The organism is Pseudarthrobacter sp. 902506025, assembly GCF_040702325.1.
In the GTDB taxonomy this organism is placed as follows: domain Bacteria; phylum Actinomycetota; class Actinomycetes; order Actinomycetales; family Micrococcaceae; genus Arthrobacter.
Genome location: NZ_JBFBKW010000002.1, coordinates 1 through 24,695 on the forward strand (window position 1 = coordinate 1; position 24,695 = coordinate 24,695).

18 protein-coding genes are annotated in these 24,695 nt (G+C 67.2%); 7 read left to right on the forward strand and 11 right to left on the reverse strand.

The window, feature by feature from the left end; translation table 11 throughout:
* Positions 1-138: 138 nt before the first annotated feature.
* From AB0280_RS03835 to catA, 6 genes are all read right to left on the reverse strand, one after another.
* Positions 139-1,713, reverse strand: coding sequence for an APC family permease (locus AB0280_RS03835; protein WP_224023559.1), 1,575 nt, complete (start codon positions 1,711-1,713; stop codon positions 139-141).
* Positions 1,714-1,861: 148 nt separating this feature from the next.
* On the reverse strand, positions 1,862-3,502 hold the full coding sequence (locus AB0280_RS03840) for a GMC family oxidoreductase (protein ID WP_307491986.1): 1,641 nt from the start codon (positions 3,500-3,502) through the stop codon (positions 1,862-1,864).
* Positions 3,503-5,041: an aldehyde dehydrogenase family protein gene (locus AB0280_RS03845; RefSeq protein WP_307491984.1), complete on the reverse strand. Its 1,539-nt coding sequence runs from the start codon at positions 5,039-5,041 to the stop codon at positions 3,503-3,505.
* 100 nt (positions 5,042-5,141) lie between these two features.
* Positions 5,142-5,768 (reverse strand): TetR/AcrR family transcriptional regulator, encoded by a 627-nt coding sequence (locus AB0280_RS03850; RefSeq protein ID WP_307491982.1) that lies wholly within the window; start codon positions 5,766-5,768, stop codon positions 5,142-5,144.
* A 385-nt stretch (positions 5,769-6,153) separates the two neighbouring features.
* The gene (locus AB0280_RS03855) at positions 6,154-7,437 is read right to left on the reverse strand and encodes a benzoate/H(+) symporter BenE family transporter (RefSeq protein WP_307491980.1); all 1,284 of its coding nucleotides are present in this window, start codon (positions 7,435-7,437) and stop codon (positions 6,154-6,156) included.
* A 90-nt stretch (positions 7,438-7,527) separates the two neighbouring features.
* Complete coding sequence (gene catA, locus AB0280_RS03860; RefSeq protein ID WP_307491979.1) at positions 7,528-8,409, reverse strand: catechol 1,2-dioxygenase; 882 nt, start codon at positions 8,407-8,409, stop codon at positions 7,528-7,530.
* 329 nt (positions 8,410-8,738) lie between these two features.
* Here catA and benA point away from each other — a divergent pair, with 329 nt between their 5' ends.
* The 5 genes from benA (at position 8,739) to AB0280_RS03885 (ending at position 16,109) form a co-directional block, all read left to right on the forward strand.
* Positions 8,739-10,124, forward strand: a complete 1,386-nt coding sequence (gene benA, locus AB0280_RS03865; RefSeq protein ID WP_307491978.1) for a benzoate 1,2-dioxygenase large subunit — start codon at positions 8,739-8,741, stop codon at positions 10,122-10,124.
* 35 nt (positions 10,125-10,159) lie between these two features.
* Positions 10,160-10,696, forward strand: a complete 537-nt coding sequence (benB, locus tag AB0280_RS03870; RefSeq protein ID WP_307491977.1) for a benzoate 1,2-dioxygenase small subunit — start codon at positions 10,160-10,162, stop codon at positions 10,694-10,696.
* 122 nt (positions 10,697-10,818) lie between these two features.
* On the forward strand, positions 10,819-12,390 hold the full coding sequence (gene benC, locus AB0280_RS03875) for a benzoate 1,2-dioxygenase electron transfer component BenC (protein WP_307491975.1): 1,572 nt from the start codon (positions 10,819-10,821) through the stop codon (positions 12,388-12,390).
* The gene (locus AB0280_RS03880) at positions 12,390-13,217 is read left to right on the forward strand and encodes a 1,6-dihydroxycyclohexa-2,4-diene-1-carboxylate dehydrogenase (RefSeq protein WP_307491973.1); all 828 of its coding nucleotides are present in this window, start codon (positions 12,390-12,392) and stop codon (positions 13,215-13,217) included. The genes benC and AB0280_RS03880 overlap by 1 nt, the downstream gene beginning before the upstream one ends.
* 60 nt (positions 13,218-13,277) lie before the next feature.
* A complete protein-coding gene (locus AB0280_RS03885; RefSeq protein WP_366366262.1) occupies positions 13,278-16,109 on the forward strand; it encodes an AAA family ATPase in 2,832 nt (943 codons plus the stop codon).
* Positions 16,110-16,137: 28 nt separating this feature from the next.
* Here the strand turns inward: AB0280_RS03885 and catC are convergent, their stop codons facing one another.
* From catC to AB0280_RS03905, 4 genes are all read right to left on the reverse strand, one after another.
* Positions 16,138-16,416 carry a muconolactone Delta-isomerase gene (gene catC, locus AB0280_RS03890; protein WP_275180556.1) on the reverse strand — a complete coding sequence of 93 codons (279 nt, stop codon included), beginning with the start codon at positions 16,414-16,416 and terminating at the stop codon, positions 16,138-16,140.
* A gap of 28 nt (positions 16,417-16,444) precedes the next feature.
* Positions 16,445-17,545: a mandelate racemase/muconate lactonizing enzyme family protein gene (locus AB0280_RS03895; protein ID WP_307491968.1), complete on the reverse strand. Its 1,101-nt coding sequence runs from the start codon at positions 17,543-17,545 to the stop codon at positions 16,445-16,447.
* Positions 17,542-18,462 carry a LysR substrate-binding domain-containing protein gene (locus AB0280_RS03900; protein WP_307491966.1) on the reverse strand — a complete coding sequence of 307 codons (921 nt, stop codon included), beginning with the start codon at positions 18,460-18,462 and terminating at the stop codon, positions 17,542-17,544. The genes AB0280_RS03895 and AB0280_RS03900 overlap by 4 nt, the downstream gene beginning before the upstream one ends.
* Before the next feature lie 75 nt (positions 18,463-18,537).
* Positions 18,538-19,911, reverse strand: a complete 1,374-nt coding sequence (locus tag AB0280_RS03905; protein WP_307491964.1) for an MFS transporter — start codon at positions 19,909-19,911, stop codon at positions 18,538-18,540.
* Between the two features lie 329 nt (positions 19,912-20,240).
* On the opposite strand from AB0280_RS03905, the gene AB0280_RS03910 reads away from it, so the two are divergent.
* Positions 20,241-20,939: a maleylpyruvate isomerase family mycothiol-dependent enzyme gene (locus AB0280_RS03910; protein ID WP_307491962.1), complete on the forward strand. Its 699-nt coding sequence runs from the start codon at positions 20,241-20,243 to the stop codon at positions 20,937-20,939.
* Between the two features lie 76 nt (positions 20,940-21,015).
* Here the strand turns inward: AB0280_RS03910 and AB0280_RS03915 are convergent, their stop codons facing one another.
* Positions 21,016-21,993 carry an ABC transporter substrate-binding protein gene (locus AB0280_RS03915; protein WP_307491960.1) on the reverse strand — a complete coding sequence of 326 codons (978 nt, stop codon included), beginning with the start codon at positions 21,991-21,993 and terminating at the stop codon, positions 21,016-21,018.
* Between the two features lie 322 nt (positions 21,994-22,315).
* Between AB0280_RS03915 and AB0280_RS03920 the strand changes: the two genes are divergently transcribed.
* Positions 22,316-24,649, forward strand: a complete 2,334-nt coding sequence (locus AB0280_RS03920) for a chromosome segregation ATPase (protein WP_307491957.1) — start codon at positions 22,316-22,318, stop codon at positions 24,647-24,649.
* Positions 24,650-24,695: the final 46 nt, after the last annotated feature.

Genomic DNA, 24,695 nt, shown 5'->3' on the forward strand with positions numbered 1-24,695 from the left:
CAAAACGCTCGGCTGGAAGACTCCAGCCGAGCGCTTACGTGATTTACTACTAACCACCTAACCAACAGGTGTTGCGACGACCCCTAGAAACCGCCACTCAAGTGAGTGCCGACGTCGGCCCTTTCCGTTGTGGTGTTGCTAGCCCTCGGTTGCCATCGCCGCGTTGGCGGGCACCGCGTCCTCCGCGGGATCGAACCTGGGGTCGTTGGACGACGGATGGGCGGCGACTGCCGCGGCGTGCTCGGCCAGCACCCCGGTCTGATGGCGGATCTTCAGGCGGTAGAGCATGGCCCCGCCAATCACTACAGCGGCCACGAAGAACACGCCGCCCCACTGCAGGTACCACTCGAACGGCGGCACCGAGTTGTAGATTTCCGGGCGGGGCCAGACCAGGTTCACCGTCATCGCGGCGCCCCACAGGACGGCGAGGATGTTCACGGGAAGGCCCCACTTGCCCATGGTGAACCCGGGCTCGGATCCGTCTGCGACGAGCGGCCACTTCTTCTGTAACCGCTTGCGGAGCAGGGGGACCGTGACCAGGAGGTAGGACAGGTAGATCAACACGATGCTGATGCTGGACAGGATGGTGAAGATGGCCGGCTGCATCACGTTGACCAGCAGCGGGATGACGGCGATGACGCCGATGACGATGGCCGCCACCGTCGGGGTCCGGCGGACCGGATCCACCTTGCTGAGCTGCCGGCTGAAGGGCAGGTTGTTGTCGCGGGCCATGGCGAACATCATGCGGATGGCGGCGGCGTGGACGGCCAGGGTGCAGACCACCACAGCCACCACGATGCAGGCCAGGAAGGCCTTGCCGAACGGGCCGCCCAGGACGGAGAGGACGATGTGCTGCAGGCCGCCGTCGGGGGAGCCGATCTGCGGGTCACTGAGGTCCGGTGCGGCCAGGATGCCGAACAGCAGGATTCCCCCGCCCAGCAGGAAGGACGCTGTGACGGCGCGCAGGATGGCCTTGGGAGCGGTCTTCTTGGGGTCCTTGGTTTCCTCGCCCAGCGAGCTGGCGGTGTCGAAGCCGTACATGACGTACCCGGAGGCCATGGCACCGATCAGGAAGACGCCGAAGAAGCCCAGGTCCTTGCCTTCCCCGAAACCGGCCGTATCAAAGAAGACCTCCGGGCCGCGGACCACATGCCAGGCCAGTGCCAGGATCAGCAGGACGGCGGCGATGAGCTCCACGAAGACGCCGATGCTGTTAATCCGGGTCATCAGCTTCACGCCGAACGCGTTGATGAGCGTGGAGATGGTGATCATGATGGTGGCCAGCACCACGCCGTTCATGGCGAAGTCATAGGGGCCTGTGCCGTCACCAACGAACTGGAAGCCGGACCACAGTTGGGGGAGGGTGATCTGCAGGGCCAGTGCCACCGAGCCCAGCGCCATGATGGAGGACAGCAGCAGCAGCCAGCCGGCCAGCCAGGACGAGGTCCCGGAGGACAGCCGCTTGGCCCAGTTGTAGACCGAGCCCGCAACGGGGTAGCGGCCGGCCAGCTCGGCGAAACAGAGGGCCACCATCAGCTGGCCGACGAACACGATGGGCCACGACCAGGCGTACGCCGGGCCGGCCATGGAAAAGCCGAAGTAGAACAGTTGGAAGACACCGGTGAGGATGGAGATGTAGCTGACACCGGCGGCGAAGCTCGCGAACTTGCCGATGCTCCGGTCGAGGGTCTGGGTGTAGCCAAATTCATCCATGCCACTTGAATCAATACTCTTGCTGGGTTCCAATATGGACTCCTAGATCAGAAAAGCACGATGGGACCGGCCGCCCTGGGGTGCGGCGAGATAACGTTCTGCGGGGGCCGCCATTGTTGGGAATGCGGCGCCCTTGATGACCCGCCGCTCAGGCGAGGGACGTGGTGAGCTCCTTCTCTTCCGAGGCGCCGGTGCCGGCACGGTCCGCCTTGATGAGATCGGCACAGCGCTCGCCGATCATCATGACGGTGATGTTGGGGTTGACGGTGACGTGCTCGGGCATGACGGACGCATCGGCGACCCGGAGGCCGGTGACGCCCTTGACCCGCAGCTCGGGATCCAGCGGCGACATGTCGTCGTCGGCCGGGCCCAGGCGGACCGTGCCCACGGGGTGGTAGACGGTGTTGTGGGTCTTGCGGATGTAGTCCTGCAGTTCCTCATCGGTCTGCGCCCCGATGCCTGGCGAGAGCTCCCGGCCGGTCCATTCCGCCATTGCGGGCTGGGCGGCGATCTCGCGGGCCTTGCGGATGCCGGCCACCATGACGCGCATGTCGTGGCCGTCCGGGTCCGTGAAGTAGCGGGGGTCCACCATCGGCTTGTCGCGGAAATCGCGGCTGCGCAACTTCACCGTGCCACGGGACCGGGCATGCGTGACGTTGGGGGTGAGGCTGAAGCCGTTCTCCGTGGTGGGGTAGCCGTGGCGGAGGGTGTTCATGTCGAACGGCACCGACCCGTAGTGCATCATCAGGTCGGGGCGGTCCAGGCCGTCCTCGGTGGGGGTGAAAATGCCGATTTCCCACCACTGGGTGGAGGTCTGCACCATGGGCTGCTTGGCCTCGAACTGCACCACGCCTTCCGGGTGGTCCTGCAGGTTCTCACCGACGCCGGGGGAGTCCACCAGCACCTCGATGCCGTGCTGGGCCAGGTGTTCCGCCGGGCCGATGCCGGAGAGCATGAGCAGCTTGGGGGAGTCGATCGCCCCGGTGGACACAATGACTTCCCGGTGCGCGGTGAGTCGGTGGGTGCGGCCGAAGGCCCCGTCCACCACGTCCACGCCGGTGCAGCGCTTGTCCGCGTCAATCACCAGCTGGCGGGCGCGCAGGCCGGTCAGCAGGGTGAAGTTGGGGCGGTCCACAATGGGGTGGATGTAGGACACGGAGCTCGAGGAGCGGGTACCGTCCGCGCGGCGGTTGATCTGGAAGAAGTTGGCGCCGTTGACCACGGTGGTGCCGGTGTTGAACTTCGCGCGGGGGATGCCCGCCTGTTCACAGGCGTCCAGAAGGGCGACGCCGGCAGGATCCGCCGGGGGCACGTTCATCAGGTGCACGGGGCCGGAGTCCCCGTGGTGCGGTGCGTCAGGCCCGGCGTCCTGGTTGGTTTCCAGCCGCTTATACAGCGGCCAGGCGGCATCGGAGTTCCAGCCGGTGGCGCCGTACTTGGACTCCCATTCGTCCAGGTCCTCGCGCGGGGCCCAGAAGGCGATGCAGGAGTTGTGGCTGGAGCAGCCGCCCATCACCTTGGCGCGGGCGTGGCGCATGAAGGAGTTGCCGTTCTCCTGCGGCTCGATGGGGTAGTCCCAGTCGTAGCCGGATTCCAGCAGCTCCATCCAGCGGTCCAGCTGCAGGATCTCGGGGATATTGCGGTCGTCCGGGCCTGCCTCGACGAGGGCCACGGTCACGTCCGGATCCTCGCTGAGCCGTGCTGCCACGGCGGCCCCGGCAGACCCGCCGCCGATGACGACGTAGTCGAACCCGCGGTCGCTCACGTCCTCGATGTTGTCGTAGTGCATCTAGTTCTCCTTGCTGTGGTCAGCGAACCAGCCGGTGACCTGCGGGCTGGTGTTCTGGTAGATGTGCTTGGCTTCCTGGTACTCGGCCAGGCCGGTGGGGCCCAGCTCGCGGCCGACGCCGGACTGGCCGAAGCCGCCCCACTCGGCCTGGGGGAGGTAGGGGTGGTAGTCGTTTATCCAGATGGTGCCGTGCCGCAGCCGGGACGCCACGCGCTGCGCCTTGCCGGCGTCCTGGGTCCACACAGCGCCGGCCAGGCCGTAGATGGTGTCGTTCGCGGTGGCCACGGCCTCGTCCTCGGTGCGGAAGGTTTCCACCGTCACCACCGGGCCGAACGCCTCGTCGGTGACCACGGACATGCCGCGGGAGACGCGGTCCAGAATGGTGGGCTGGTAGTAGAACCCGGCGTCGTACTTCTCCCCGGAAGGTGCCGCGCCGCCGGTCCGGAGCCGCGCGCCCTCCTGAATGCCGCGCTGCACGTAGGCGTCCACCTTGTCCCGGTGGGCGGCGGAGATCAGCGGGCCGGTCTCGGCGTCCTCGTCGAAGGGGCCGCCGATCCGGACGTCCTTCGCGCGGCGGACCAGTTCATCCACGAAGCGTTCGGCGATGGATTCCTCCACCACCAGCCGGGCGCCGGCGGAGCAGACCTGCCCGGAGTGGACGAACGCGCCGTTGAGGGCGTTGTCGACGGCGGCGTCGAAGTCCGCGTCGGCGAACACCACGTTGGGGTTCTTCCCGCCGAGTTCCAGGGCTACCTTTTTGACGGTGGCGGCAGCGGAAGCGGCGATGCGCTTTCCGGTTTCCAGGCCGCCGGTGAAGGAGACAAGGTCGACGTCGGGGTGTTCCGAGAGCGGGGCGCCTGCCTGGGCGCCGGCACCGGTGACGAGGTTGGCCACGCCGTCCGGAAGGCCGAGGTCCTGCAGCAGCTGCATGGCCAGGATGCTGGTGGACGGGGTCAGCTCGGAGGGCTTGAGGACGAAGGTGCAGCCGGCGGCCAGCGCGGGGGCGATCTTCCACGCCGCCTGGAGCAGGGGATAGTTCCACGGCGTAATGAGTCCGCAGACGCCCACGGGTTCGTAGACGATCCTGCTGACGACGGCGGCGTCCCCGGCGTCCACCACCCGGCCCGCCTGCTGCCCGGCGAGCCTGCCGAAGTACTCGAAGCAGGCGGCGATGTCGTCCATGTCGATGCGGCTTTCCACCATCCGCTTGCCGGTGTCCAGCGATTCCGCGCGGGCAAACTTTTCCCGGCGCTCCCGCAGTCCGGCGGCGACCTTCAGGAGGAAGGCGCCACGCTCCGGTGCCGGGACGCTGGACCAGGCGCCGGAGTCGAAGGCGGCGCGGGCCGCCGCGATGGCACGTTCGGCATCTTCCCGGCCTGCCTCGGACACGGTGGCCACCAGCTCCCCGTCTGCGGGGTTGCGGATTTCACGCATCGCGCCGGACGCCGCCGGCTCCCACCTGCCGTTGATGAACAGGGAGGAGGCGGGCTTGGTTTCAGTGCTGGGGGCGGCTTCCTGGGCCGGTGTGGCGTAAGTCATAGGAAGGACAGTAATGCACGTTGAACGAGTGTTCAATACTTTTCTTGAACACTTGTTCAATGCTCATCGCGCGGCTACTGTTGCCCCTGGAGCGGGTGTTTCAGGGCTGTGAGGCGCCCTGGGCGTCGCCGTTGTCGTCCGGGACCGGGGCTAGCGCGATCTGCTCCGTGCGCGCAATGCTCCGCTGGATGGAGGCCTTGTCCACCCCGAGCAGCGCCGTCAGCCACACGCCGTTCTGGATGACCACGATGTCCGACGCCCGCTCCCTGCACGCTTCCCAGGACAGTCCGGGCCTGGCGCTGGACACCAGCGCCGCGAGCCCGTCGATGTACCGATCGAAGGCGGCGGCGTTGATCTGTGCGTAGTCCTCGTCCGCCTGGGCCAGGGCCCACAGGTGCAGGCGCAGGGACAGGTAGCGGGTGGTCAGCAGGTCAGCGCCGGCAACGCGCCGGAGCGCCCGGCGCAGCTGTTCATCGGGGGCCACCGAGGGGTCCGGGGCGACGAGTAAAAGGTCATGCTCGTCTACGCGGCGCAGGGCAGCGCGGATCAGGGTGGTCTTGTCGTCGTAGTAGTAGTTGACCAGGCCCAGCGCCACGCCGGCTTCCCGCGCCACGGCGCGCATGCTCACGCCCGAAATCCCGTGGCGGGACAGCAGGTCCATTGCCGCCTCGAGAATGCGGGTCTGCCTGTCCACTTGTTCGCCGGAAGTCACGGCACTGGTCCCCATCTGGCCAGACTATTGCCTAACACTGCACGTGCATAACGCGGTACCGCCACGCCCTCCCCGCAGTCCGATGGGGCCGCTGATGATGTTTGAAGCCTTCTTCCGCAGGGCACGGTGGTTGTACACCGGGATTGACCAGTACAGCTTGGAGAACGATGGAAAGCGCAAGCCTCATTGCCCTCTTATTTGCCGGCGCCGTCCGAGCGGGCGAAAGCGCGCGGCCCCACGCGCCGCAACTCAGCGCCACGCCGGGGTGGAAGCGGGGCGCGTGGCTGGCGTTCCGGAGCAGGACGGCGACTTTCCTGCACCGGCTGGCCTGGGCGCTGGAACCGGACCCGCGCTGACGCGGAAGAAGCCCTGCCGGGCGCCGTAACATGGCCGGTCCGGCTCAGGGCTGGGCGTGGTCCGCGCGCTCCAGCAGGCGGGACACCCCGTAGCCGATCACCAGGCCCCAGAACGCTGCGTGGATGTTGAAGAGGTTCATGCCGGAGATGGTCACCACGAACGTCACCAGCGAACCCAGGGTGAAGCTGGTGGCGAAGGCCGTGACGAAGGCCTGCTGAAGGGCCCGCAGCATCGCGATGCCGCCCAGTGCCAGGACGAATTCCTTGGGCGCGGCCAGCATCAGCCGGGTCAGGGTGGGGGCAAACGCTGCGAACACCACGGCCAGGAGACCGTACGCCACGGCAGCCGTGTATTGGCGCTCCCTCTTCCCGGACGAGGTCAGCAGGGCGTTGGTGGGGCCTGTGACGCAGGCTGAAACAGCGCCGAAACCGGCATTCAGCACTGAAAAGGCGCCGGAGGCAATGGCGAAGGCGTTCACGGGTGGACGGTGCCCGGCGGCGCGGAGGACGGCGATGCCCTGGCCGTTTTGGACAAACAGCACGGTGAGGGCCAGGGGAACCACCAGTTCCAGCTGGGCAGCCCACGTGAATTCAGGGGCGGTGAACACCGGGGTGGCCAGGAGCTGCCCGCCGGGGGACAGCCTGAACGGCCCGCTGGCCGCCACGGCGATGCAGCCTGCCACCAGGGTGCCCAGGACCGGCGGCAGGAACCTGCCAAGCCTGGGAACCGCGGTGAGGACCAGGAACGCAGCCACCATCGGAGCAGCCACGGCCGGGTTGTCCTGGGTGGAGGCAACGATGTCTGTGCCGAACTTCAGGAACACCGCGGCCACCATGGCCATCACCAGCGGCATGGGCACCAGTGCCATGGCTTTACGCACCACCCCGGTGGCGCCCAGGGCGAGGATCAGCATGCCCGAGGTGAAGAAGGCCCCGACGACTTCGGGGAAGGCCAGGTGCTGAAGGGACGGTCCCAGGAGCACCGTGCCGGGGATGGACCAGGCGAAGCCCAGGGGCTGCCGGTAAATGAGCGACATCAGCAGCGTGGCCGCTCCGCCGGAAAAGAGAATGCCAAAAACCCAGGACGACAGCTGGCCCTGGGTCAGGCCGCCGGCCGTCCCCACGGCCAGGGTGACGGCGATGGGTCCGGACGCCGCGAAGATGAGCCCGATGGCCCCGTTGGAGACATAGGACAGTCCCAGGTCGCGAAGAATCCGCCGGGGGCCCGCGGGCCGGATTCCCGGGCGTTCCAGCAGGGGTTCCGGCGCCGGCGCCGGCGGGGCTGACCCGACGGATGTGGCGGCCGGGTCGGGGCGGGGATGGCTCATCGGAACTCCTGGCTGGCGCGAAAAACCGGAAGCGCTCCGAAGCATCAGCTCCGGAGCGCCTCCGTGCGGGGGTGTCTCCCAGTTTGCGTGCTACTTCTTCTGGCCCTGCTTTGCCAGGACGTAGTCATAAACTACTTCCTCGCCCTTGCCGTCGGTACGGGGGCGGGGGTCCAGCATCAGTTCAGGCTTCACCGCCGAGGCGATGTCGTCCGCGTTGTGGGGGTCGCCGGGGAAGTACAGCTGCTGCGTGACCGGCTCGTAGCCCGGCGCGGACACCTTGATGTGGATGTGCGCGGGACGCCAGGCGTGCCAGCCCGCGGCGTTGATCAGCTGTCCGCAGGCGCCGTCCGTAGGGATCTGGTAGGGCGCCGGACGCATGGTGTTGATCTCGAACCGGCCGTCGTCGGAGGCCTTGACGGTGGCCCGGAAGAGCCACTCGGGCATGCCCGGGGCGTACTGGGAGTAGAAGCCGGCGGCGTCCGCGTGCCAGATCTCCACCTGCGCACCCTGGATGGGGTTGCCGTCGGTGTCGGTGAACTGGCCGGTGAACCGCAGCGGGGTGCCCTCTTCGTCGTCGCGCATTTCCACGGTGGCGGGCGTCTGGAGTTCCGGGGAGCCGGGAACGTAGTAGGGACCCTCGATGGTGCCGACGGTGCCGGGACGGTCCTGGGAGTTCACGTCCTCAATGGTGTGTTCCAGCCAGACGTCGAGGAACAGCGGCCATTCACCGTCCGTGCCCACCTTGATCAGCCAGGCTTTGAGGGCGTTGTATTCCTCGTAGGTGACCTGGTGCTCGACGACGATGTCGTTGGCGGCCTTGATCAGTGCGCCGGCCAGCAGGCTCACCCGTTCCTTGGATACATCCACCCGGGAGAGCTTGCCTGACGCGGCGAACCGTTCGGTTGCCTTGGAGCCTGCTTCGACGGCGGTGCCTTCGTTTTCCGTGCGGCTGTCCGTTGGGGTTTGGGTCATGACGATGTCCACCTTCTTCATTGAATGGGACAGGAAGGGCTCCTGCTCCCCACGCGGCCTGCGGGGCGGGCAGTTCCACCTGCCCTGCTCGGCACCGCGTGATCTTGGTCTCAAGCGTAGGCCCGGAGATAAGGACGCTACAAATATCAACTAGGCGTCTTTTGAGTCATTATCGGTACATAAAGACACCCTTGGTGGAACCTAGGTATTTGCCTGATGTGAGGCCAATCACGAGCGGCAAGAATTGCTGGACAACGTCCGCCGCCGAAGCCTCTTCCCGAGTGGACCTCCGCCCATCCGTCCAGCAATCTCCAATGAAGGAGCACGCCATGACCGAGAACCTGATCCATGCCCGCGAGGTCCTTGCCGACGCCGTGATCGACGACCGCGAGAACGGCGTCATCCGGGCCAAGCGCGAGATCTTCACCGACCAGGAGATCTTCGAACTCGAGATGAAGCACATCTTCGAAGGCAACTGGGTGTACCTCGCCCACGAGTCGCAGTTCCCCAACGTGGGGGACTACTTCACCACCTACATCGGCCGCACCCCCGTGATGATCACCCGGGACAAGGACGGGCAGCTGAACTGCCTGGTCAACGCCTGTTCGCACCGCGGCGCCATGCTGTGCCGCCGCAAGACGGACAACCGCACCACCTTCACCTGCCCGTTCCACGGCTGGACCTTCAAGAACTCCGGCGAGCTGCTGAAGGTCAAGGACTCCCGGAACGCCGGCTACCCCGAGACCTTCAACAAGGAAGGCTCGCACGACCTCACCAAGGTGGCCCGCTTCGAGTCCTACCGCGGCTTCCTGTTCGGCTCGCTGAAGGCCGAGGTGCTCCCGCTCGAGGAGCACCTCGGGGACGCCACCAAGGTCATCGACTCCATCGTTGACCAGTCACCCGAAGGCCTGGAAGTGCTGCGCGGTTCCTCCACCTACACCTATGACGGCAACTGGAAGGTCCAGGCCGAGAACGGCGCCGACGGCTACCACGTCACCGCCGTGCACTGGAACTACGCGGCTACCACGGCCCGCCGGAGCGCCGGAGACTCCGCCAACAAGACCAAGGCCATGGACGCCGGCAAATGGGGCAAGGTCAAGGGCGGCTTCTACTCCTACGACCACGGCCACCTGCTGCTGTGGCAGGAATGGACCAACCCCCAGGACCGTCCGCTCTGGGACCGCCGCGACGAGCTCGTGGCCAAGTACGGCGAGGAGATGGCCAACTTCATGATCAACATCTCCCGCAACCTCTGCCTGTACCCGAACGTCTACATCATGGACCAGTTCTCCTCGCAGATCCGCCACTTCCGGCCGATCTCCGCGGACCAGACCGAGGTGACCATCTACTGCATCGCCCCCAAGGGCGAGTCCCAGGAGAACCGTTCAAAGCGCATCCGCCAGTACGAGGACTTCTTCAACGCCACGGGCATGGCCACCCCGGACGACCTGGAGGAATTCCGCTCCTGCAACAAGACCTACTGGGCCACCAGCGCACCGTGGAACGACATGACCCGCGGCTCCACCCACGAGATCGCCGGACCGGATGAGCAGGCGCAGGCCCTGGGCATGAACCGGGTGATCGCCTCCGGCGTGCGCACCGAAGATGAGGGGCTCTACCCCATCCAGCACGGGTACTGGAAGGAAGTCATGGACCGGGCGCTGGAGGAGGAAGAGGAGCGTTCCGCCCTGGAATCCGTTCCCGTCACCGCCTGAGAGAGCCCGCCGGAACCACAGAGAGCGCAGAACCCATGACCAACCTGACCCACACCGCCCCGGTCCTGAAGACCGCGGAGGAAATCGCAACCCTCGAAACCGTCCGGGCGTTCCTCTACCGGGAAGCCCGCCTGCTGGATGACCGCCAGTTCGATGAATGGCTGGAGTGCTACCACCCGGACTCCGAATTCTGGATGCCGGCCTGGGACGTGGACGACCAGCTGACGCAGGACCCCCAGAACGAGATCTCCCTGATCTACTACGACAACCGCGGCGGCATCGAGGACCGGGTATTCCGGATCAAGACCGACAGGTCATCGGCCACCTCCCTCCCGGAGCCGCGCACCGGCCACAACATCACGGACGTGGAGGTTTTGGCGAACGACGGCGGCAAGGTGGACGTGCGCTTCAACTGGTTCACTCTGTACTTCCGCTACAACACGACGGACACGTACTTCGGCACCAGCTACTACACGGTGGACCTTTCCGGCCCGCAGCCGGTGATCCTGAAGAAGAAAGTGGTCCTGAAGAACGACTACATCCACCACGTGGTGGACGTCTACATGATCTGACCTGACCCAGCCGGCGCCCGGTACGTACGGGCGCCGCACGGCAGGTCCCATTCCGTGCCCGCCGGGCACGCCCCAACTTTTCCCCGGACGCGACGACGCGCCCGCCCAGTCAGGAGGACCCCATGGGCCACAAAGTAGCCCTCAGCTTCGAAGACGGCGTCACCAAAGTCATCAAGGTCGGCGACTATGAGACCGTCATGGACGCGGCCTACAAGGCGCGGATCAACATTCCGTCGGACTGCCGCGACGGCGCGTGCGGCACCTGCAAGGCGTTCTGCGATTCAGGCTCCTTCGACCCGGGCGACTTCATCGACGACGCCATGACCGAAGAGGAACTCGAAAAGGGCTACATGCTGACGTGCCAGGCCGTCCCGGATTCCGACCTGGCCATCCAGATCCCGGCTACGTCCGAGTCGGCCAAGACGGCGGCCGCCACCTTCAGCTCCACCATCAAGGAGCTCAACCGGCACACGGACACCACGGTCTCCTTCACCCTTGAGGTGGACAATCGCGACGCGCTCGCCTTCCTCCCCGGGCAGTACGTCAACCTCAAGGTTCCCGGCACCGACGCCGAGCGCTCCTACTCCTTCAGCAGCGGCCCCGAGGTCCAGGACGCGTCCTTCATGGTCCGCGTGACCCCGCAGGGCGCCATGTCCGAGTACCTGCGCGACCGCGCCGCGGTAGGCGACGCCATCGAATTCACCGGCCCCTACGGATCCTTCTTCCTGCGCGAACCGAAGCGGCCCCTGCTGCTCCTGGCCGGCGGCACCGGCCTGGCCCCGCTGCTGTCCATCCTGGAGAAGCTTTCCGAAAACCCGCCGTCCACCCCGGTCCACCTCATCTACGGGCTCACCCGCGAGGCGGACATCGTGGGCCTGGACTGGCTCCGCGCCTACGAGGCGAAACTGCCCGGCTTCACCTGGGACTACATCGCCTCCGAGCCCGGCACCTCCGCCCCGCACACCGGCTACGTCACCCAGATCATCGAACCGAAGCACCTCAACGACGGCGATGTGGACATATACCTCTGCGGCCCGCCGCCCATGGTCAACGCCGTCTCCAAGTGGCTGGACACCGAAGGCATCAAGCCCGCCAACTTCTACTTCGAACGTTTCGCGCCGAAGGAGACCACCGGGGGCGACGCCGAAACCGGCGCCCCGGCACCGGCCGGGAAGATCCAGGCCGAAGGCGACACCATGAGCCGCGGCGAGGCCGTCTCCTCACTGGAGACCGGCCGGCTGGATTTCCGCAAGGAGGACAGCTTCGCCCAGCTGGACGCCCGCATGGGCCTGGAGCTTGCGGTCAGCGAACTGCTGCTGGGAAGGCTCAGCGAACAGCAGCTGCGCCAGTTCCGCCGGCTCGCGGAAGCCACCACCGGCTCGGTGCAGGGCGGGAACATCACCGACCCCGAGGAGTTCGCGCGCACCAACGAGGAATTCCACGAGTACCTCTTCATGGTCTGCGACAACCCGATGCTCCTGGAGTCCTACCGGCGCCTGGACGTCCACGCCCAGATGGCCGCGGCCTTCGAGGCCGGCACGCCGATCTTCGAACGCGTCACCCAGGACCACCTTGAGATCGTGAATGCCTTCGAACGCGGCGACAAGGACCACCTGCGCGCCGTCATCACCGCCCATGCCCAGGACGCGAAGGACACCATGGCCGGGGCCATCGACGCCAAGGCCGCCCGCTGATGGCTGCGCCGTACGCCGGGCAATACGTGACCCCTGGCCGGTTCGGCGGCAAGGTCGCCGTCGTCACCGGTGCAGCCCAGGGGATCGGCCAGAAGGTGGCCGAACGCATCGGCGCCGAAGGCGGCGCCGTGGTACTGGTGGACCGCGCGGACCTGGTCCACGACGTTGCCCGCGGCATCGGCGAGGCCGCCAGGGCGTCGGGTTCCGGGGGCTCGGCCACGGCCGTCACCGCAGACCTGGAGACCTTCGCCGGCGCCACCCAGGCCATCAAGGCCGCGCTCGCGGCCCACGGGCGGGTGGACGTCCTGGTCAACAACGTGGGCGGGACCATCTGGGCCCGCCCCTACGAGGAGTACGACGAGGACAAGATCGAGAAGGAAATCCGCCGCTCGCTCTTCCCCACGCTCTGGACCTGCCGGGCAGTGCTGCCGGCCATGATCGAGCAGGGCTCCGGCACGATCGTGAACGTCTCCTCGGTAGCCACCCGCGGAATGCACCGGGTGCCCTATGCCGCGGCGAAAGGTGGCGTGAACGCCCTGACCCAGTCGCTTGCCATGGAGGTGGCCGGGCACGGCATCCGCGTGGTGGCCACCGCCCCGGGCGGCACGGAAGCCCCGCCGCGGAAGGTCAAGCGCGGGCCGGACGCCGAATCCGCCACCGAGAAGGACTGGTACCAGACCATCGTTGACCAGACCGTGGAGTCCTCGTTCATGAAGCGCTACGGCACCCTGGACGAGCAGGCGGCGCCCATCGTGTTCCTTGCCTCGGACGAGGCGTCCTACCTGACCGGCAGCATCCTCCCGGTGGCCGGCGGCGACCTGGGGTAGGGGCCCGTGTTGGACGCGCGGCACCAGGGGCGCCCGGGCCGCTCCGGTAGGATTGCGGCCATGACAGCGGGCTCCACCCAGGGCGAGATGGCGGAGGACTTCCCGCTGGCGGGTCGGGCCGCGGCGTTCGAGCAGCTGCTGGAAATCCTCCGCACCGTCCGCAAGGGCAAAGTGGGAACCGTGGTCCTCTCCGGCCCGTCCGGGTCTGGCAAAACCGCGCTCCTGGAACTCTTCCTTGACCACTGCCGCACGGCAGCCCGCGGCGTCCGCCTGCTGTCCGCCATGGGGGACGACTGGGAGGCCCAGTTCGCCCTGGCCGGCTACTCCCAGCTGATGCGGACCCTGCCGCTCCGGACGGCAAAGGATTACGACGGCGGCCCGGCCCTGGCGCCGGGGCCCGTCGCCTCCCTGACCCCCGACCAGGTGGTCAACTACGCCTCCACCCTCAGCACCCATCTCGAAGGCCTGCAGACGCACGGCAGCGTGGTGGTCGCCGTCGACGATGTCCACAAGCTCGACGAGGAGAGCCTGCGCATCCTCACCTTCGTCATGCGCAGGCTGCACGACAAGCGGGTCCTGTTCCTGCTGACCCTCAACCCTGTAGACGCGCCCCGCGTCCCCGCCGGCGTGCTCGACTTCCTCACCGGCCACCAGGTGGTCCGCATTCCGCTGGAGCCCCTCTCGCCGCAGCAGGTCCAGGACGTGGCCCGGAGCCTGTTCGGCCTGGACCTCAGTGCGACGGCGGCCCACGGCCTGGTGACGCACACCGGCGGGATAGCCCAGTCCATCGTGGAGCTGCTCCGTGAACTGCCCCCCGAGACCTGGCAGTCGTGGTTCCCTTCCCTGCCGCCTACTTCCCGGGTGCGTGCCAGGGTCCGCAGTGTCCTGGCCGCCGCGTCCCCCGCCCTGGTGGCCGCCGCGGAATCCGCTGCGGTGCTCGGCCCCGGCGCGGGACTGGCTGAGGTGGCCAGGGTGGGCGGCCTGGAATCCGTCATGCCGGCCCTCGATGAGGGGCACCGCGCGGGGCTGCTGGGACTGTCGTTGGACCAGTCCCGCTCCGCCGTCGCCTTCCTCGAACCCGGCACCGCGGAGGCCGTTTACGAACAGATCGTCCCGAGCCGGCGCATTGCCCTGCATTGGAAGGCCGCCGAGGTTGTCCAGTCCGAGGGCGAACAGCTGGGCCACCGCGTTGCGGCCACCCCGGCAGCCGACGAAACCCTGGCCGCCGAACTGGAAGAGTTCGCGCGGCGGCAGGCCACGGTTGGGGCGTGGCAGGATGCCTCCACCGCGCTGTTCTCCGCCTCGCGGCTGTCCCCCGATATCCGCGCCCGGAACCTCCGGCTCCTGAAAGCCGTCGACGCCCTGGTGGGCTCCGGCAACGTGGCCCAGGCGCAGGCCTGGGCCGGGGCAGTGGATGCCCTGCCGCCGTCGCCCCTGCGCTCCTCGGTTCTGGGGTACCTGTCCACGGTGTCCGGCCAGAATGACAGCGCCCAAAGCCAGCTGGAGATGGCCTGGCGCACCAGCAATCCGCAGCATGAACCCGCCGCGGCAGCACAGGTGGCCCAGCGGTTCGTCCTCCACGGGGTGGCTTCCTGGGACGGTCCGATGATTACCGGCTGGGCCGAACGCGCCACGGCGCTCACCGAGCCCGGCACTCCGGCGCACATCGAGTCGGAGGCCATCTATGGCCTGGGCCTGTATGCCCAGGGCCGGATAGCGGACGCCGAGGCCTCCTACCAGCGGGCCTCTGCCCAGGCGGCCGAGAATGCCCAGAAGCAGCGGGTGCAGATGGGCGCCGGCTGGCTGGCCCTGCGCCTGGACAACGCCGAGTCCGCGCTGGTGAATTTTGAGTCGGCCGCCCCCACCGAGTACCGCGGGGGGTCGCTGCGGATTTCCCTGTGGGCCGAGGCCTGGCTGGCCCGCACCCACCTTGTGCTGGGCAACTGGGATGCGGCGGCCGCCACCATCTCCCGGGCAAGCGTCCGGCTGGAGACATCGCGGATGCCGCTGATCCGGCCGCTGCTGTACTGGACGGCCGCCGAGCTGTGGTCCATGCGGGGCGACTGGGACCGGGCACGCTACTACGTTTCACAGGCCGCGGTGCAGCCGGGAACCTACCGGGCCATGCAGGTCCCGGCCAGCCTGGCGCGCGCCCGCTTCCACGAGGCACGGGCGGATTACGAAAGTGCCTTGGCCGCCCTGCAGCCGCTGGCGGAACTGGACCCCTGGACCGATCAGCGGGTGTCCTTCTGGCCGTGGCAGGACACCTACGTCAATGCGCTGGTCATGACCGACAAGCTCGATGCCGCAGAGACGTTCCTCACCGCATTCGAAGGAGTGCACCGCGAGCGGGAAGTCCCCTCCGACCTGGCCCGCGTGGCGTGGGCCAGGGGCCGGCTGCTGGCCGCGCAGGGGGACCCGGACACGGCAAGGGAGTACTTCGAGGCGGCGCTGGGACACCTCCGCGGGCTCAACCGCCCCTACCTGCGGGCACGGATCAGTTTCGCGTTCGGGCAAAGCATGCGCCGGGCCGGAAAGCGGCGCCTGGCCTCATCGGTGCTGCGGGCTGCCCGGGACCTGTATGACACCCTCGGTGCGGCAACGTACGTGGAGCGGTGCGACCGTGAGCTGAAGGCCACCGGCCTGGACGTGGGGAACCTGCCGGACCCGGCGGACCCGGTGCTTTCTTCGGTGGGCGGCCACCATCAACAGCTCACGGCCCAGGAACAGGCCGTGGCCGAGCTGGTGGCTGCGGGGGCAACCAACAAGGAGGCAGCCCGGGCCCTGTTCCTGGCTGAGAAGACGGTGCAGTACCACCTCACGCGGCTGTACCGGAAGATGGGAATCCGGTCACGCAGCGAACTCGCGGCCGCGTTCCGGGCCAAGGACTGACCCGGAACGCCCCGGTGCTAACCCGTGGTTACTTGACGTCCGACGGGTGCTTGGCCAGCGGAACCACCGTGATGTCCATGTACGGGAACAGGGGAAGGCCCTGCAGGATGCCGTGCAGTTCGTCGTTGGATTCGACGTCGAAGATGGAGTAGTTGGCGTATTCGCCCACCACGCGCCAGATCTCGGGCCATTTGCCGGAGCGCTGCAGTTCCTGGGAGTAGGCCTTCTCCGTGGCCTTGATTGCGGCGGCTTCTTCGGCAGGCATGCCGGCGGGCAGGTTGACGTCCATGTGGACCAGGTACTTCATGGTGACCTCTCGGTGGAAGGGATGGGTGTCAGTCGGTGCGGTAGTGGGCGAGCTTGTCGTCATCCACGTCAGTGCCCGCGCCGGCACCTTCAGGAACGCGGATCCGGCCGCCGGTGATCGCCAGCGGCCGGGCCAGCAGGTCATCGGTCATGTCGAGGTAGTTGGACAGCTCCGCCGCGCGCTTGGCCGTGTGGGCGAAGGCTGCGCCGAACACCACCGAGGCAACCGTGCCCACCTGGGTGTCGATCTGGTTGCCGATGTAGACGTCGATGCCCATGCCCTCGGCCATGCCAACGATCTTGGCGGCTTCGGTGAACCCGGACCGGGCGGTCTTGACGGACAGGAGGTTGGCCCCGCCGGTGAGGATTTCGCGGGCAGCCTCGCCGAGGTTGGCGGCAGATTCGTCGGCGGCAATGGGGATGGGTGAGTTGGTGACCAGGCGCCGGCGGCCCAGGACTTCGCGGGCGTCGTCCGGTTCCTCAAGGAACTGCAGACCGAGGTCGGCGGTGCGGCGCAGCACCTCGGCGGCCTCGTTGGCTGTCCAGCCGCGGTTGGCGTCCATGTACAGCTCGGCGTCTTCGCCCAGGCCGTCCCGCAGCACCCTGGCGGCCTCGATGTCCAGGTTCAGCGGACGGCGGCCGGTCTTCAGCTTGAAGGTGTTGATGCCGTAGGTTTCCCGGAACTCCAGTGCCAAGGCCAGGAGCTCCTGGGCGGGCTTGAAGCCGAGCATATGGGAGACGCGGAGCGAATCGGTGTAGCCGCCCAGCAGTTTGGTGACAGGCTGCCCCAGGGTCTTGCCGATGACGTCCCACACGGCAATGTCCACCGCGCCCTTGGCGGTCTGGTTGTGGATGGTGCGGGCCAGGACGGCCTGGATCTTTTCCCGGTCAAAGACGTCGATGCCCACCAGTTGCGGGGCGAAGACATCCTGCACCACCGCGACGATGGACTTCTGCGTCTCACCGTAGGTATACGGGCGGGGCGGAGTGTCTGCGGTCCCCACTACGCCGTCATCGGTGTGGACACGGACCAGGACATGGTCGGCCTCGTGCACGGAGCCGGAGGCGAAGTGGAGAGGGTGGCGGTACGGGATCGAGTAGGGGATCGCCTCGATGGCTGCGATCTTCATGATGGGAGGTGCCTTTCATCAGCGGGAGCGGGGGTGGCGGCGTCAGCGGTTGCCGTGGCCACGACGTCCAGGAAGTTTTGCAGCAGCGCGGAGCGGTGGCCGCGCAGCCAGGCGACGGCGAGTTCCACCGGGGGAGCATTGTCGATTTCCCGGTACGCCACGCCTTCAAGCTGGAAAGCACGCACACTGGACGGCATGACGGCGATGCCGCCGCCCGCGGCCACGAACGCCAGCATCGTGGAGGTCTCACCCACCACTTGCGTGATCCGCGGCTGGAAACCCGCCTGGCGGCAGAGGTCCGAGGTAATGCGGTTCAGCACGGACTCCGGTGCGTAGGCGATGAAGTCCTGGTCCTGCAGTTCGTGCATGGCCACGGGACGGTCCACCGCCAGGGCGCTGAAGGAGGGAAGCGCGACGACGAGTGGCTCCTGGGTGACCACGCGGTAGTCGATTTCCTCGGAGGCAACGGGGGGACGCAGCAGCGCCGCGTCCAGGGTCCCGTTCCGCAGTCCCGCTTCCATGGACGGCGTCAGCATCTCCCCGTTCAGCGCCAGCGACAGGCCGGGAATGACCTGCTTGGTGAGCCGCGCGATCCGGGGCATGACGCCGTAGGTTGCCGAGCCGGAGAACCCCACCCGGAGGACGCCGGTGGCGCCCTTGCCCACCTGGTAAACATCCGCGCGGAGCGTTTCGACGTCGTTGACGATCTGGCGGCCGCGGTCCAGCAGGAGCTGGCCCGCCGCCGTCAGGTCCACCCTGCGGGTGGTGCGGTTGAGGAGCTGGACACCCAGCTGGTCTTCCAGTTGGCGGATCTGCTGGGACAGCGGCGGCTGCGCCATGTGCAGGCGCTTGGCCGCCCTGCCGAAGTGCCGCTCCTCCGCGACCGCGATGAAGTAGTTCAGCTGGCGGATTTCCATCCGGTGCCACCTTTCCAACGGGCCGGGGGAGGCGCGGCGCAGCCTCATTGATTCATAGAATAACCATAAAAAGCCTTACTTAGATACTTTTTCAACGTAATCTCGCGGCTCTTCAACCGTGGGCAGTGCTTCCTCGAGCCGGTGCTGGCGCGGCACCAGGATGGTGACGGCGCCGCCGAGCAGGGCCACCGCGCCGTAGATGTAGAAGGCTGTTGCCCCGCCGATGCCCGCCGCTGCCAGCCAGCCGCCGATGATCGGCCCCAGGACCCCGCCCAGCCGGCCCACGCTGGCGCACCAGGCGACGCCGGCGGCCCGGGCGTTGGTGGTGAAGTAGTTGGACTGGAAACCGTAGACCAGCACCTGCGTGCCCAGGGTTCCCACCCCCGCGGTGGCGATGAAGGTGAAGAGCAGCGGCAGCGGGAAGCTGAACGTCATCAATCCCAGGGAAATGGTGGCGAGGGCAAACGTGGCAGCAATGACCCTCTGCGGTCCCTTCCGGTCGGCCATCCGGGAGGCCACAAGTCCGCCCACCACGGCGCCGAGGTTCAGGGCCAGCGGGAAGAACAGGGCGTAGGTGCGGCCGTAGCCGTAGCCCTCCATGATCTTGGGCAGCCAGGTGTTGAGCCCGTAGGTCAGGAGGAGGCCGCAGAAGGACATCAGGCCCAGCAGGATGGACGCCGCGGCGAACTGGCGGGAGAAGACGGCGGCAAACCCGGACTTCCGTGGTGCGGCGCCGGCCTCCCGGATCACCTGCTCTTCGGCGAGCGGCACCCCGGTGCGCCAGGCAGCGGCCAGGGCTTCCTCTTCCCGGCCCCGGGCCAGCAGCCACCGCGGGGATTCCGGAAGCTTCCGCCAGGCGATGGGCAGGATGACCAGGAGGGGCAGGGATCCAATGATGAAGAGGCCGCGCCAGCCGATGCTGTCCAGGAAGGCGATGCCCAGGATGGATGCCAGCACGCCGCCCGCGGGGACCCCGGAGTAGACGATCGCGTTGTAGAACTGCCGCCGTCCCGCGGGTGCGAACTCGGCCATCGTGGCGCCGGCGCTGGCGATAACGACGCCCAGGCCCAGCCCGGTGGCAAACCGGAGGGCGCCGAAGGCGGTGACGTCCGTGGCCAGGGCGGTGGCGAACATGCCCAGGGAGAACCAGGCGATGCCCGCGAGCATCAGCCGGCGGCGGCCGAAGAAGTCACCGATCGCCCCGCATGCCAGCGACCCCACCAGCACGCCGATCAGGGCCCAGGATCCCAGGAGCCCGGCGGTGGCCGCATCAAAATGCCCGATTTGGCCCACGTCTGCGAGCAGTCCCGGAAGGACGGTGCCGTAGACCACCAGGTCGTAGCCATCAAAAAGGAGGGCGGCGCAGATGACGAAAGCCACCCAGTTGGCTGTCCGGGTCTCCTTTCCCGGGTTTCCGGAGATCGTGGATTGGGGGTGCGGCAGCGTCATGGCGCATGTCCTTTCAGGGGGCGGGTGGGGAGGCGTCGCTGTATCCGGATGGATCTGTACCGGGGCCTTGGCAACCCAGCCTGACAGGCAATGTGACGCACGGCATATGAGGGAAATACCCGGTTTCCCGCCGGGGGTGCATTGCGCCGTTTCCGCATATCAAAGAGGCGGTTTTTGCGATGGATCCGGCAGGAACAGGCCAAACGCGCGCGGCAGCACGGGCATCACGGCGCCGATGGGAGGACAGGTCTTAGTCCATACGCGGCCGGTATGAACCAGGCGGCCCGTAACCATCGCCGGGGTCATGGCGCCGCGGTTAGGCTGGCGGAATGATCAATCCAGCACGGCTGCACTCAGACCTGTCCCGCCTGGGCCGGGAGACGGACATGTTCCTTGCCACGGTCTCCTCCTTGTCCGATGAAGAGCTGGCCGCTCCTTCGCTGTGCGAAGGGTGGACCCGCGCCCACGTCATCGCGCACGTCGCATCCAGCGGGCGCGCACTGGTTGGGCTGATCGACTGGGCGACGTCCGGGGAGGAACGCCAGCTGTACGCGTCCCCTGAAGCGCGCTCGCAGGCCATTGCCGCCCTTGCGGCCCTGCCGCGGGAGGAACTCCTGGCTGAAGTGCGGGACTCGGCCGCCGCTTTCGCCGATGAAGCCCAGCGGTTGACCGGGGAGCTTGTGGCGCCGGAAGTAAAGGTGGGTGGCTGGGAGCTGCCGGCAACCTCCATTGTGGCGCTGCGGATTGCCGAGGTGGCGGTGCATCACCATGACCTGGACACCGCCTGGACCATCGAGGAGGCCGACCCCGATTCGCTGCTGAACGCCATCGAGGCCGTGGTACGTGCCATGCGTGCCAAGGGTGCGCCCGGGCTGACGCTGGTGACCGAAGAACGCGACGAATGGGTCATTGGTGACGGCGGCCTGCGCGTTGAGTCGGACCGGGAGGGCCTCCTGAAATGGCTGGCACGCGGCGACGCCGAAGATGTTGAGGCGGCAGGCCCGGTGCCCGTTCTGCCGGCCTGGTAAAGCCAAAGAAGAATCCCCGCCGGGGACCAGCGAATCGCTGGCGTGCCCGGCGGGGATTCCTTCGTCGGCGGGACGCCTACTTCTTTGGCAGGCCCGCCGGGTTCAGTTCGGACTTCTGGATGGCCTCGGAGGAGAGGCCCCAGCGGTCCAGGATCCTGGCGTAGGTGCCGTCGTCAATCAGGTGGTTCAGCGCAGCCTGCGCGGCGGCCGCCAGTCCGTTGCCCTTCTTGGTGGTGAACGCGATCTCGGCCTTCAGCGGCCAGCCGCCCTCCAGCGTGCCCACCTGCTTCGTCTTTCCGTCCTGCGCCGCCTTGTACGCGGCGGCCGCGTTGGGCCCGAACGTCAGGTCCGCACGGCCTGACTGAAGTGCCAGGCTCGAGGCCGAGTCGTCGTCGTAATACTGGAACTGGACCGGCGCCAGGCCGTTCTTCCTGTTCTCCTCGTCCCAGCGCACCAGGATGGCTTCCTGGTTGGTGCCGGATCCCACGATGATCCTCTTGCCGGCCACGTCCTTGGCTTCCGCGATCTCGCCGGTGCCCGAATCACTCTTGGCGTAGAAGCCCAGGAGGTCGTTGCGGTAGGTGGCGAAGTCGAACTTTTCCTTGCGCGCCTCGGTGACGGTGACGTTGGAGAGCACGGCCTCGTACTTGGACGATTCGATGCCCAGCGGCCAGTCAGCCCACGCCACGGGCAAGACTTCCACCTGCAGGCCGAGCGACTCGCCCACGGCGTACGCGATGTCCACTTCGCTGCCGATCAGGGTCTTGTTGTCCGTGGCGAACAGGCTGAGCGGCGCCGCCCCGCCCGTTGTCACCACGGTCAGCTTGCCGTCGGCCTTGATGGCCTCCGGCACCAGTGCAGCCGCGGCGGGGTAGGCCGCGACGTTGAAGCGGTCCTGTTCCGGGGACAGGTTGAAGGTCTTGCCGGCGGAGTTGGTGGCGGACGACGACGGTGCCGTCGCCGCCGAAGCGCCGGGATCGGAGCAGGCAGCCAGTCCCAGCAGCGCTGAGACGGTAAGGGCCACGACGGCGGCCGGCTTGGTGGTGATGGCCATGGTTCCTCCTGGGAAAGGGGGCGGAAGATGCAACGGAGTGTGCGCGTTGCAGCCACTATCCGGCAGCCCCGGAGGCGGAATCAAAGGCCTGCGACACCCTGGGATACAGGGAGTAACCGCAGTTAACCGGAGGACCGCGGCGGTCATATTCCCCGGCCATAACTCCGCCGGCCACGTACCTGCCACGCATCCAGCAGAAAGCGAGTACCCGGGCACAAAAGACAAGTGGTGATTACGCGTGTTCTCCGCCCGTACCGGAATCTACGGTTGGGCCATGAGGCGGCCAGGGTGGGCCGCCGTAAAGGTCTCACCAGGAGCTCGCATGCACACATCCCCGTCCACGTCCCGCCTTTCACGCCGCCTTGCTGCCGCCGTTGTCCTGCCCGGGCTGCTCACCACCAGCATGGTGCTGGTCCAGCCGGCCGTTGCCGCTACAACCTCCACCACCGGCATGTGCAACGGAGTGGTCAACCAGCTGGCGCAACGTGGCGCCATGCAGGAAAACCTTTTGAAGGCCGCCGCCAAGAAGAACGCCGACGCGATCGCTGCCTTGCAGGCCGACAAGGCCAAACTGCAGGCCCAGGCGGATGCCTTGGCGGCGCAAAAGGCTGACGCGGAGAAGGCGCTGGCTGATCTTGCTGCCCAGGAGACGCAGCTGGACAGCCAGGAAACGGCAGCGCAGGCAGAACTGGACAGGGTGACCGCTCAGCAGGAAAGCCTCACCTTGCAGGTAGCGGCAGCGACAACGGCCATCACCGACCTTCAGGGCAAGAAGGCAGATGTGGAGAGCCGGCTGGCGCCGCTGCAGGAGGAACTGGCAACTGCAGAGGCCGCCTCTGCGGACCTCCAGGCACAGGCCGACCAGCTGGGCGCAGATCTTGTGGCCAACAGCGCGGCTATTGCGGCCGCGAATGCGGAGCTTTCCCGGCTTCAGCAGGCCGCGGACCAGGCAGCATCAGACCTCGCTGCCAAGGAGGCCCAGATCCAGCATGCCCAGGATCAGCTGACAGGCCTGGCCGCGCAGGCACAGGAGGCCGCCGCGGCCGTGGGCGCTGCGCAGCAGGCCGTCACCGACGCCGAAACCCTGCTGAACGCGCTGGTGGCAGCCGGAAACACCGCGGCAGCAGAGCTGCAGGCCCAGCAGGACAAGGTGGATACTGCGAAGGCGGCACTGGCCGCGCTGCAGGAAACCGCTGCAGCCGCCAACGCTGCCGTCACCGGCAAGAAGGATCAGATCGCAACGGCACAGGCCGAGCTCGGTACCCTCCAGTCCACGGCTACCGCTGCCAAGGCGGCCCTCGATGCCAAGAACGCCGAGATCGCCAAAGCCCAGACGGACCTGCAAACCCTCCAGGCCAACGCGGCGGCCGCAGCAAAGGCTGTCAGCGATAACACCGCCAAGATTGCCGCGGTCAATGCCGACATCACCAGCCTCCAGGGCCAGATCCCCACGGTGAACAGCCAAATCGCCTCGAAGCAGGCCGCGCTGACCCAGGCCCAGAGCGACCTTGCAGCACTGAACGCCCAGAAGGACGCGTTGACTGCGCAGATCGCGGACCTGACCAAACAAATCGATGCAATCAACGGCAACTCGAAAGCGAAGCGCGACCTGATCGCCCAGCGCGACGGCCTCCAAACCCAGTTGAATGGCGTGAACAGCCAGATCGCCGATAAGAGCGCCACCATCTCCGGCCTTCAGGGCGATCTGGCTACCCTCCAGAAGCAGGTGGACGGCCTGAACTCCCAGCTGCTGGCCAAGCAGCAGGAAAGCAGCACCCTGCAGCAGAACGCTGCGCCGCTGCAGGCAACACTGGACGCAGCCAATGCAGCGGTGGCCGCAAAACAGAACGACATTGCCACCCTTAAGGCCCAGGTGCCTGCACTCCAGGCTGCCGTGAAACAGGCCACTGCGGCTGTCACCACCAAACAGGGGGAGCTCACCACCCTGCAGGGCCAACTTCCGGCCCTGGAGCAGGCAGCGAGGGATGCTGCTGACGCGGTGACGGCCCAGCAGCAGGTGGTGGCGGGCCTCGAAGCGGCCCTGCCCACACTCACCGAAAACGTTGCGCAGGCCCAGCAGGCCATTACCGACCAGCGGGCAGTTCTCGACGGTTTAAATGGCGCCCTGGCCCAAGCAAAGGATGCGCTGGCGGCGGCCAACAGCGCGGTGGACGGCAAGAACGCCGAGATTTCAGCGCTGCAGGCCCAGCTTCCGGCTCTGCAGGCCACCCTGGATGCGGCCAACACTGCCGTCATATCGAAGACGGCGGAGATCGATTCGCTCAACAAGCTGGGCGACGACCTCGTCGCCCGGATTTCGTTGCTCAATGCCCAGATCGCCATCGCCGAAGCCAACGTCCTTGACCTGCAGGGACGGGTAACGCCGCTGCTGGCTCAGCTCAACCAACTCACCGACGACATCAGCGCCACGGAAGCAAAATTGGCGGATCTGCAGTTGCAGCTGAACGCTGTCGACTCGCAGGTGACGGCTGCGCAGCAGAAGCTGGCAGGGCTTCAGGCGCAAAAGAAGCCCAACACCGACGCAATCAAGACGCAGAAGCTGCTGCTGGCCAGCCTGCAAACCCAGCTGGCGGACATCCAGAAGCAGATCGCGGCAATCGATCCCAGCATCGCGAATGGAGGCTGCGCCGCCTGATGCACGGGGAATGAAGGCCGGCGCCCAGCGACGTGCGCCGCAAAGA